Annotated in this window: 8 protein-coding genes; 4 read left to right on the top strand and 4 right to left on the bottom strand. The window is 64.5% G+C overall.

All coding sequences use genetic code 11. The features are described from left to right. A partial coding sequence (locus tag AB0D14_RS44290) for a beta-ketoacyl synthase N-terminal-like domain-containing protein (protein ID WP_362791033.1) occupies positions 1–601 on the bottom strand: 601 nt, incomplete at its 3' end. A gap of 338 nt (positions 602–939) precedes the next feature. Continuing rightward, positions 940–1,806: a TIM barrel protein gene (locus AB0D14_RS44285; protein ID WP_362791030.1), complete on the bottom strand. Its 867-nt coding sequence runs from the start codon at positions 1,804–1,806 to the stop codon at positions 940–942. 419 nt (positions 1,807–2,225) lie between these two features. Between AB0D14_RS44285 and AB0D14_RS44280 the strand changes: the two genes are divergently transcribed. Together AB0D14_RS44280 and AB0D14_RS44275 are read left to right on the top strand one after the other, a co-directional pair. Further along, a complete protein-coding gene (locus tag AB0D14_RS44280) occupies positions 2,226–2,885 on the top strand; it encodes a class I SAM-dependent methyltransferase (RefSeq protein ID WP_362791028.1) in 660 nt (219 codons plus the stop codon). 1,118 nt (positions 2,886–4,003) lie between these two features. Beyond that, positions 4,004–6,799, top strand: coding sequence for a LuxR C-terminal-related transcriptional regulator (locus AB0D14_RS44275; RefSeq protein WP_362791025.1), 2,796 nt, complete (start codon positions 4,004–4,006; stop codon positions 6,797–6,799). 22 nt (positions 6,800–6,821) lie between these two features. Here the strand turns inward: AB0D14_RS44275 and AB0D14_RS44270 are convergent, their stop codons facing one another. Continuing rightward, positions 6,822–7,052: a PqqD family protein gene (locus AB0D14_RS44270; protein ID WP_362791022.1), complete on the bottom strand. Its 231-nt coding sequence runs from the start codon at positions 7,050–7,052 to the stop codon at positions 6,822–6,824. Between the two features lie 674 nt (positions 7,053–7,726). On the opposite strand from AB0D14_RS44270, the gene AB0D14_RS44265 reads away from it, so the two are divergent. Further along, entirely contained in the window at positions 7,727–8,482 is a 756-nt protein-coding gene (locus AB0D14_RS44265; RefSeq protein WP_362791019.1) for an alpha/beta fold hydrolase, read from the top strand. Positions 8,483–8,678: 196 nt separating this feature from the next. On the opposite strand, the gene AB0D14_RS44260 is transcribed toward AB0D14_RS44265, so the two are convergent. Beyond that, the gene (locus AB0D14_RS44260) at positions 8,679–9,104 is read right to left on the bottom strand and encodes an SRPBCC family protein (RefSeq protein WP_362791016.1); all 426 of its coding nucleotides are present in this window, start codon (positions 9,102–9,104) and stop codon (positions 8,679–8,681) included. A 554-nt stretch (positions 9,105–9,658) separates the two neighbouring features. Here AB0D14_RS44260 and AB0D14_RS44255 point away from each other — a divergent pair. Further along, positions 9,659–10,261 (top strand): TetR/AcrR family transcriptional regulator, encoded by a 603-nt coding sequence (locus AB0D14_RS44255; RefSeq protein ID WP_362791013.1) that lies wholly within the window; start codon positions 9,659–9,661, stop codon positions 10,259–10,261. Positions 10,262–10,373 lie beyond the last annotated feature (112 nt).

Genomic DNA, 10,373 nt, shown 5'->3' with positions numbered 1-10,373 from the left:
GATGCAACGCCACCAACGACGACGAACACGCCGTATCCACCGACACCGCAGGACCCTCAAGACCCAACGAATAAGCAATACGCCCCGAAGCGATGGATCCTGTGTTCGCGTTGTACGGGTAGTCGTGGTAAACGATCCCGGTGAAGACTCCGACCTCGGCGCCCTTCATCGACCGTGGGTCGATCCCCGCCCGCTCCAGGACCTCCCAGGATGTCTCCAGCAACAGCCGCTGCTGCGGGTCTGTTTCCTTCGCTTCCCTGGGACTGATCTTGAAGAACTCGGCGTCGAAATCCCCTGCCTCGTGCAGGAATCCGCCTCGGCGAGAATAAGTTCTACCCGGCTTACCCGGCTCCGGGTCGTATACACGCTCGATGTCCCAGCCGCGGTTCACCGGGAACCCGGAGGTGCCATCGCGGCCGGCCGTCACGAGTTTCCACAGGTCCTCCGGCGAGGAGACACCGCCCGGGTACCGGCACCCCATGGCGACGATGGCGATCGGCTCGTGCTCGCGCGCCTGTACTTCGCGCAGCCGCTGCCGGCTCTGTTGCAGTTCAGCCGTGGCCCGCTTGAGGTAATCGCGGAGCTTGTCGTCGTTCGCCAACACACACCAACCAATCTCAAGACGGTCTCGGTCCGAAGAGGCCGGTCCCCTGAGCGGCGCACCGCCCACGGCCCACGGCCATCGGCTGAGCAATCCCGGCGGATGAGTGCTCCTGGCAGAGCCGGACGATGGGAAGGCTTCGGGCGAACTTCCCGGTAAGCAGACGGGTGAGGGGTCCGGGACGCTGCAATGGGACGTTACTCATCGCTTGGGGACCGCCCCAACCCCAGCTCACCCCTGACTCCGCCCGACCGGCCCCGCCACGGCATGGGATGCGGGCGCCGGCACCGTCCTCACGGAGCGGCAGGAAGGAGTCGGTCGTTCCTCAGTACGGCGGTTCACCGCAGCGGCAGGGCCTCCAAGAAGGTCCGGACCGCGGTCACTGTTCGGCTCAGGTTCTCCCGCAGGGGCAATGCGCGCAGTTCTGCGGAGAGGACCTCCACCGAGAGCGTGACGTCGACCTGCTTGTCGTCCAGGAGACGTACGAGGCGCGCCAGGTCGAAGTCACCTTCACCGGGTAGCAGTCGATGATCCACACAGTCCTCGAGCCGTGAAACCTTGGGTTCGGCGGCCCCGTCGACCAGTTCGAAAGCGTTGATGTGCCTGCCCGAGAGCTTGTCGAGCGCTGCGAACGCGCCGGGGTCGCGGAAGAAGTGCCAGCTGTCGATCAGCAGGCCGCCATTCGCCTTGTCGGCCCGCTGGACGACCTCCGCCGCAGTCGGGTAATCGAAGCCTGGGAACACCGACAGCGGTTCCAGTGAGATCACGACCCCGTGAGCGGCGGCACGGTCACACAGGGCGGCGAAGCGCTCGACGAGCAGGTCCAGCGGAGGCATCGCGGTGGCGGGGACGAAGACGGCGCTGGCCTTGATCCGTGCCGTGCCGAACATGCCGGCCAGGGCGTACATGCGCTTCTCGACCGCGCGCGGTCCCTCGGCTTCGGGGCCGTCGAGGTGCCAGCCCATCAGGACTTCCAACTCGCCGATGTGCTGGCCGTGGTGGTCGAGGATGCCGCGCAGTTCGGCGGGCGAGCGGGTCCCGACCAGCTGGTCGAGTTCCTCCGCGCCGAAGCCGATACCCGTGGCCCCGGCCTCCGCGGCTGCCGCGACGCGGTCTTCGAACAGATGGCGCGCCGGCTTGTCCCACGGTGCGCCGGTCAGGTGAAGGTGTCCGAAGAACGGGTTCTGCTGGTCCCGGATACTCATCCGTCGTCTCCTCTTCGATCTTCTGGAATCCGCCGGTACCGGCTGCGCGGACCGTCAAGGGCCGCGCGAGCGGCGCGAATCTCACCGGGCCCCGCCGTGGCTGCGGTGGGTGTACGTCCGTCCAACCGCCGCCTCGGCGGGGCCAAGGCTCCGACCGCTCGACGGGCCGGCTGAGGGCCGAAGGCAGCTGTGGATCTGGTCCGATTCAAGTCATCGGCGCATGTCTGTCGCCAGTGCGATCGCCCCCTAAGTGCAGAACCCGCCCCCCTATCAATGGGCTCAGCTAAGACCGCCGAGCGGGCATCTGCTGGTTGAGTGCATAGCGTCCAGGCCGTGTCCGCCGCTTCGGCCGCGGTTTGGGCGGACCCGGCGCGCAGTGGGCGCCAGATCATTCCCCACGTCCGGCAGGAAGGCATGAAATGACCACGCTCGCCTCTGATCGCGTCAGCGCAGTGCTCGACAAGTTGTACGTCGACGAGAAAGTGAAGGACGAACCGGCGATCGCCGCCATCATTGCTGACGGGCGGCCTTTGCAGGAGTTCACACACAAGGAGCTCAACGACCTGTTCGCCGATTCCTACCTGCCTGTGCAGCGGGAGGTCGGCGATCTGCTGTACATGCTCGCCAGGACGAAGCAGGCGACTCGTATCGTCGAGTTCGGCACATCGTTTGCAATATCGACGATCTTCCTGGCGTCAGCCGTGCGGGACAACGGCGGTGGCGAGGTGATCACGACCGAGCTGATGTCCACGAAAGCGCGGGTAGCCCAGGAGAACCTCACCGAGGCAGGTCTCGATGATCTCGTGCAGATCCGGGAAGGTGACGCTCTCAAGACGCTGAGCGATGTCAACGGGCCCATCGACCTTGTCCTGCTGGACGCATGGAAGGACCTCAATCTGCCGGTGCTGCGCCTCCTCGAGCCCGTGCTCGCTCCTGGGGCGATAGTGATCGCCGATGACACGCACGTCGGGCAGGACGTGCACGCTCCCTATCTGAGCCATGTCCGCGGCGCGGGATACCTCTCGGTAGACCTGCCCTTCGGCGATGGGCTGGAGATCTCGATGCGGGTGGCCGACTGAGTCCGCGCACCCGCCGCTGCGCCGTCGGGTCCGTCTCTTTGCGGTTCTGCGGAGAGGAGGCCGGCATCCCTGCCCCGGGCGCGCGCCAGGAATGCGGGCTCCGGGCAGCGACCGCACCGAGCCGCGCGCTCTCGTCGCCGTCTGCGAGGAAAGACGCGGCAAAGTCGATGTGAGCACACCTGAACACAGTGGGGCCGCTCCGTCGGGGCGGCCCCTTGCCGTTCGGGAGTTATCCGTACTACACGCATCGCAGGAGTGGCCAATCCGGACATACCTTACCTGTCGCATAACCGTGCATAGCGCAGCGTGCAGCAAGTTCGCAGAAGGGCGTCATCTACTGCCTTGACCTGTTACACCGAGGCCTCATCCACACCGGATCACCGGACTTCAGCGAGCGGAACAAATCACAACAGGAAGCCTTTCCGCACAATTGACGATCACCGTCAGCACCATCGAACCCTCTTGACCGGCCGACCCCGCCCGTGCTTAGCATGTACCCGTACACAGTTTCTAGCAGGCCACTTTCCGGTACGGCGGAACATTTCAGGCACGTCACGCGCAGAGCACAAGAGTGAGGACTGTAGTGGCAGTGGGGGTTGGAATTCGACATTCCGGATCGTTCGGGGATGCGCCGGTAAATGTTAACCCTCGGGTACCCCATAGGTTTCCCAAGAATGGGAAAATTCCACAGGCCGGCGCGCCTCCTCTCACCTCCACATCACCTAAGGGCGCACGGGGCGACATTCGGGCATGACAGGGGTCGCTGCACCCTCTCGTAGCAGCGCCACCTCAAGCGCGAGCGGCAGTAGCCAAGCATGACGCGCGTAGAGATCACTCTCGGAGCCTGTTCAGGCGACCGGAACGGGCACCGCACACTCCCGAACCGAGCGTCAGAATCCGTAAAGGAGCACCCTTTCTCTACGGAACAGAGGCTACCGCCCCGAGACGCGATGGCCGGGGTACGGAAACCAGTCGCGGCCGTGCATCCGACCGCAGAACGTTGCTCAGGATCAGAGTCACGGCGGTCATTCTTCCCAGACGCGATTCACAAATGCGTACGCAACACATAGGCAAGGGCCTTCCGTAAAGGCGTGGTGTTCAAATGGGGGAGCGTCAGCATGTTGTTGGTGGAGCGTGAGCACGTTGTTAAGCAACTGAATGATCTGGTGCTCGAGTTAGCAAACCGGAAGAAAATCTTCACTGTGATCAGCGGATCCACCGCTATGGGCAAGAGCACCGTCCTCCGGGCATTGAACGAGCAGGCCCTGTCCTCCGGTATTACCGTTCTAAGCGCCACGAGCCCACCGGGCGAGAACAGCTCACCGTACGCCACGCTCGGGAAACTGCTGTCCACAGAAAGCGGGTTCACGCTGCCCATGCCCACCGCGGGGGTGGACACGGAGAGCGAGTGGATCCAGGTCGCGCGACAAGCGCACAGGGTCGTCGCCGAACTTGCACGGCATGGTGCCGTCCTGATCACTGTCGACGACGTCGAGAACACCGACGTCCAGTCGCTACGCTGCCTGCAGTACCTGCATCTCACGCACGACTCGGCCTCGGGCCCGCTGGGGATGGCGTTCACCTGGGAACCGCGGCCCGGCTATACACCCCCACCGATCCTGCAGGAACTCGTCTACCGGCCGGACGTCCACCACATCCGCCTCAATCCGCTGACTCGTCAAGGGGTGGCCCAACTGATCAGCGAATGCTCCGGCCGATCCGAGCCGGAGGAGGTGACTGATTCGTACTACACGCTCAGCGGAGGAAATCCCCTGCTGATCAAAGCGATGCTGAGAGAGGAGCCCGTCCGCGACCTCTCTTCTCGGCAGGAGGCGCCCTCCCCCCGGGAGGAGACCGCGCTGGACAAGCACGCGACGGCCATGAGCGCATTCCAGCAGGCGATCCTGGTCTGTGCCCACCGGATGGGACCACTGGCCACGAGAGTCGCCGGAACGATCGCTTTACTGGATGGCGGAGCCGACCTCCATCTGCTGAGCCTACTTAACAACATCAACACGGGGATGGCGAAGCAGGTCGTCCGGGCCATGACAGAGGCCGGTTTACTGAAAGGGATTCAGTTCCGGCACAGGGCGGCACAGTCCGCCCTGCTCCGCGAAATCCCCCAGCACGAACAAGCCGATCTCCAGTATCGCGCCGCCCGACTTCTGCACGATCAGGGGGCACCCTCCCAGTCCGTCGCTCAGCTGCTGCTCAGAACCGGGCCGCTCCAGGGCCAGGAGTGGCTGATTTCCGTGTTGGAGGACGCGGCGCGCCGGGCGCTCGACGAGAACAAAGCAGGGCTGGCCCTGCAGTATCTCAAGCTCGCCAGTGAGTGCTGCTCGGACGAGAACCGGAGGTTTTCACTCAAGGTGCGAACCGCCAACACCCAGTGGCTGCTGCTGGACTCCGTGTCGGCAACCGCATGTCTCCGCTCCCTGAAAGCACCAGTACTGGCAGGGAAGATGCACGCCGATGAAGGCCTCCAGGTCGCCGAGGGCATGCTGTGGCATCTGCAGCTCGACGATGCGGTGGAGGTCATCGACCACGTCATGTCGTCCGCGGGGGACGCCATGACGGAGTGCGAAACCCGGATGCGCACTCTGCGGTCCGACGTGGCCACCTGCTACCCCGGCGTGCTGCCCCGGATCAAGGCGGACGTGAGCATGGACCCGTCCGCGAAGAGCGTCGACCCGGCCATCTGCTCGTCGGCGGTCCGGGCCGCGCAGACCTTGTCGGCCGTACTGACGCGAACCGCGAACGAGCACACCATGGCGCAAGCCGAGCAGGTGCTGCAGGACGAGAGCCTGGCACACGGATCGCTCCAGGCCATCGCACCCGCGCTCCTCAGTCTCATCTACGCGGACCTGCTGGACTCCGCCGCCGTCTGGTGCGACCTCTACACCACGGAGGCCGAAGCCTTCGACATACCGCTCTCGCAGGAGCTATTCGGCACCTTCTCCTCACTGGTGGCGCTGCGCAGGGGTTACCTGGACGTCGCGGCCGATGAGGCCGAGCGGGCCCTGTCCCGTCGTGCCGACTCCTGGAGCCTGTATACGGCGTTGACGGTGGCCACCCTCGCCGAAGCCCACACAGGGATCGGCCAACACCACGCGGCCGCCGAGCACTTCGCCCGTCCGGTACCGCCGGAGGTCTTCCAGACCGTGCCAGGCCTGCACTACATGTTCGCCCGAGGACAGCACCATCTGGCCTCGGACCGACCGCATGCCGCACTCGCAGATTTCTCGGCCTGCGGAGGGCGGATGACCAAGTGGGACATCGACTCGCCCTCCCTGGCCCAGTGGCGAATCGGCGCGGCGGAGGCGTGGTTGCGCCTCGGCGAACGGCAACGTGCCGCGAAGTTGGTGGATGAGCAGCTGGCCCGCACCGCAGACGGGTTCCCGCGGGCCCGCGGAGCGGCCTTGCGCTGTCTGGCCTCCATTCAGACCGTCAAGGAGCGGCCGGCGACTCTCTACAAGGCGCTGCAATCGTTCCAGGTCAGTGGTGACCGTTACGGATCCGCACGTACGCTTGCGGATCTGAGTGAGGCCTGCCAGACCTTGGGTGACAAGGCCAAGGCACGGACCGCAGCTCGCAGAGCCAGACGAATCGCCGAGAGCTGCTCCGCCCGAGAACTGACTCAAGCACTGATGCCGACGTCCTTGGCCACGGCCAAGCCTCAGTCGGCCAATGGGTCCCCCGAGGAGCACGACAGTTTCGCCAAACTGAGTGACTCCGAACGGCGCGTAGCCATCCTCGCCGCTCAGGGGTACACCAACCGCGATGTCGCCGCGAAACTGTTCGTCACGGTCAGCACGGTCGAGCAGCACCTCACTCGCGTCTACAGCAAGTTGAGCATCCGAAACCGTGAAGAGCTGCCCACGCAGTTCCGGATCGACTCCCCCACTGCCTCATGACGGGATGACACTGACCCGGAAATCAGGCGCCGTCCTGGATCAGTCCTGCGGCGCCCAACTCACTCAGCCATGCGTCCAAGCCCGCACGAACCCAATCCAGGTCGACGTCCCACGCCGCGGCCAGCTCGGCGGCTGCGAGATCAGGCAGACCGTCGTGCTGCTGGAGCGCGATCCACATGGCCGTGGCCGCGGGATGATAGCGATACGATGTGTCGGCCCATTCAAAGGCAAATTCCAGCTGCCCGTCCTCCATTACGTTAATCGTCATGTTACTCGCGGGTCGGATTGGCATCAATACCTCATACTAGCCATTTGAGTGACTCTGATACCGTCGCATGCTTAACGACTTAGACCTGGTGACCCATCGGGCAATTCCTGCAGCATCCGCCATCCGCCATCCGCTTCCGACACGACATCTTCCGCACCCGAAACCAATCCGGCTCCCGACGCGGAAGAGGTTGCCAGTGTCACCAGCTCCAAGAGCATTTTCCGTAAGGAGCGCGGACTCGCCCTTGCGGCGGTGGAATCACTCGCGGATCGCACGGCAATTGGCTGATTTAGGCTATCTGACGGACGGATATTCCTGGCGTGCACCGGGCTTACCTAATAGGGGATGCGACGGCGCGCGTCCCGGCCGGGGTGAGATATACCGGACGAGAAGGCTATCACCCGAGAGCTTCCCCCCGTCCCCTCCGGTAAACGACTTGTAACCGCATCGAGCGCAACGTTCGGACTACCCTGACACCGAAGGAAATAGATAGGGGTCATTCCCTCAATTTCAGGGGTGGTCTACTGGAAGACGTGCCGTCAGGATTGTGGATTGTTCGGCTGTCGATCCAGACGTTCTTCAGTGCCCGCCCGTCGGAGCAGGTCGGCCTTGGTACGCGTCGGGGTGAGTCAGGTGCGATGACGAGGAGGAACGATCCTATGAGCGCGACCCGAGAATTCGAAGAGACAGGCGCGTGGCTTCGACGGTTCCATTCGGCCCCTGACGCGGGCACACGTCTGATCTGCTTTCCGCACGCGGGCGGTTCGGCGACATTCTACTTTCCGGTGTCCCGGGCGGTTCCTCCGGCAGTGGAGGTGTTGGCTATCCAGTACCCCGGAAGGCAGGACCGGCGTCACGAGGCACTCATCGACGACATCCGTACCTTGGCGGACATGGTGGTGGAGCAATTGCTACCCTGGGCCGACCGCCCCCTCGCTCTGTTCGGCCACAGCATGGGGGCCACGCTGGCATTCGAGGTCGCCCTGCGGCTAGAGGATGCCGGCATCACGCCTGTATATCTCTTCGCCTCGGGTCGGCGGGCACCTTCGCGATACCGCCTCGAACAGGTCCACCTTCTTGACGACGACGCACTGATAGCCGACATGAAGCGTCTCAGCGGTACAGGGTCACAGATATTGGACGACGACGAGCTGATCCGGATGGTGCTGCCCTACGTACGCAACGACTACAAGGCGGCGGAAACCTACCACTACCAGGAGGGTTCTGGGCTCAGCTGCCCGGTGCTCGCTCTGACCGGCGACAGAGATCCCAGGGTGTCCGTCGAGGACGCCCGCGCCTGGGGCGAGCACACTTGTGGGCCGTTCGACCTTCGCGTCTTCAACGGCGGTCACTTCTTCATCAACGACCACGCCCCGGCAATCACCAAAGAGATCATCGAGTGCCTGAACTCCTGATGGGTATGCCGTGTTCGGTAAGCCGAAGCCTCCGCCGGGTGTGGCCGGCGGAGGCTTCGGGACCCGTCACCCGATCCATGCGGGGGGGGGGGCAAGGACGAGCAAGCGGCGGAAGGGCTGTACGTTCCCGACGGTCTCCTCAGAGGCAGGAATCACTGAACGAGCCAGGAGTAACTCGGTGTCGTCGCTCAGTCCTCTATGCGGCGGCTCCGGAGGCCGCAACCAGGGCCTGAGCCCCCTCAGCCAGGTTCTTGGCGATGGCCGGGCCGATCGCCGACCCCAACTGCTCGCTACCCTGACCGGAGAGCTCCGACCGGTGGACAATGCGGGACCCATCGCCGGGCAGGGCGGTGACCCGACAGCTGGACCGCAGGACGACATGCGCGTCGACCTGGGTCTCCATGGTGAAGCCCTCGTGCTCGATCACCTCAACGAGGGTGAACGGAGTGGGACCGTACTCCAGGGAGGTGAGGACGCCTCTGGCACCGGTTCGGAACGTCCCTTCAAGGTCCACCGAACCTGTCCCGGGATTCCACCCCGGCCAGGTGCTGACGTCGGCGTACTGTGCCCAGATCGAGGCCGGCGAGGTGTCGGTTTCGATTCTGTGCTCGTGGTTCCACACGTTGGCTCCAAGAAATTGGCAGATAGTACGTGCCGGACGCGTTGGCCGACCCTGGATTCCGGTCGGCGCCCACCCTGCACATGGTGAGTGTGCGGGCCGCGCAACACGGGCGATACCCCTATCCCCCCTTACTTGACCGTTGATGGTTCCGCATAGCGACGAATCACCTCGTCGGCAACCGCGGGTGATCCGCGACTTGCGAGACTTCGTCGCCGACAGACGGCCGCCAGGTGGGCAATAGCCGCGGCCCTGGGATAGGCCTGGAGGATCTGTCCGAGTCTCCGCGTCGCGCGGGTCTCGATAGCAACCAGGTGACCGTTACTCCCACGTGACGGGACGACCCACTACAGCCATCCCTTTCGGGCACTCAGCCCACACTGCCCAAGCTGTCCTGACCGGTCCCCCGGACTCCTCTGCGGACGCAACGGCACCACCATCGCCCCTGGCATGATCTCTGCCACCATGCCAACTGGCCTGTCACACAGTGCCCTCAGCGCGTATGCGTAAGACAAGTGTCTAGGACGATCGTATGTGGCAGGGGTAGGCTGACCCGCATGGGACACCGTGAGGATCTGCTCCAAGGCGCCAAGCGCTGCCTGCTGGAGAAGGGCTTCATGCGCACGACGGCCCGCGACATCGTCAAGGAGTCGGGGACGAACCTGGCGTCGATCGGCTACCACTACGGGTCGAAGGACGCACTGCTCGCGGAGGCTTACATCTCCATCGTCGAAGGACTCGCCGACGACTTCGACTCGGGCGAGCGGGCCACGGGCGACACCGAGCCGGGCTCCCTGGAGCGGTTCCACGTGGTCTGGTCGAACATCATCGGCACCATGCGGAAGCCCGGCTCGTCGTGGCACCTCAGCATGGAGATCACGGTCATGGGCGACAAACTGCCGGGCGTGCGCGACCATCTGGCCAAGGCGCAGCGCGAAGCGGCGCGCGGCATCATCCCGCTGCTGATGGGTGGCCGGGAGGAGGACGTCCCGGAGGAGGACGTCGACACGCTGGGCAAGTTCTACATGACCCTGATGAACGGGCTCATCGCGCAGTGGACCTTCGACCCCGAGACCGCGACCGGCGCCGGCGAACTCACCGAAGGCCTGCGGCGGATCATCGCGGCGGGAACGTCACCGAAGACACCGGAGCCGTATTGAGGATCCTGCCGTCACCAGGGGCCTGCCGATCAATAACTCTTCGGTTTTCGTGGGCTGTTGGGTCGTAGGATGCGGGGGTGTCGGAGGGGACGAAGGCAGAGCTGGTGGATGC

This window comes from Streptomyces sp. NPDC048484 (assembly GCF_040651415.1).
Taxonomy (GTDB): Bacteria; Actinomycetota; Actinomycetes; order Streptomycetales; family Streptomycetaceae; genus Streptomyces.
Note: the sequence above shows the minus strand (reverse complement) of the source record. Positions and strands in the feature narration are given on the sequence as shown.

What these genes read in the sequence shown, in the direction of transcription:
- AB0D14_RS44255 (WP_362791013.1), top strand. Translation starts at nt 9,659, where the DNA reads ATGGGACACCGTGAGGATCTGCTCCAAGGCGCCAAGCGCTGCCTGCTG.
- AB0D14_RS44265 (WP_362791019.1), top strand. Translation starts at nt 7,727, where the DNA reads ATGAGCGCGACCCGAGAATTCGAAGAGACAGGCGCGTGGCTTCGACGG.
- AB0D14_RS44275 (WP_362791025.1), top strand. Translation starts at nt 4,004, where the DNA reads ATGTTGTTGGTGGAGCGTGAGCACGTTGTTAAGCAACTGAATGATCTG.
- AB0D14_RS44280 (WP_362791028.1), top strand. Translation starts at nt 2,226, where the DNA reads ATGACCACGCTCGCCTCTGATCGCGTCAGCGCAGTGCTCGACAAGTTG.
- AB0D14_RS44285 (WP_362791030.1), bottom strand. Translation starts at nt 1,806, where the DNA reads ATGAGTATCCGGGACCAGCAGAACCCGTTCTTCGGACACCTTCACCTG.
- AB0D14_RS44270 (WP_362791022.1), bottom strand. Translation starts at nt 7,052, where the DNA reads ATGGAGGACGGGCAGCTGGAATTTGCCTTTGAATGGGCCGACACATCG.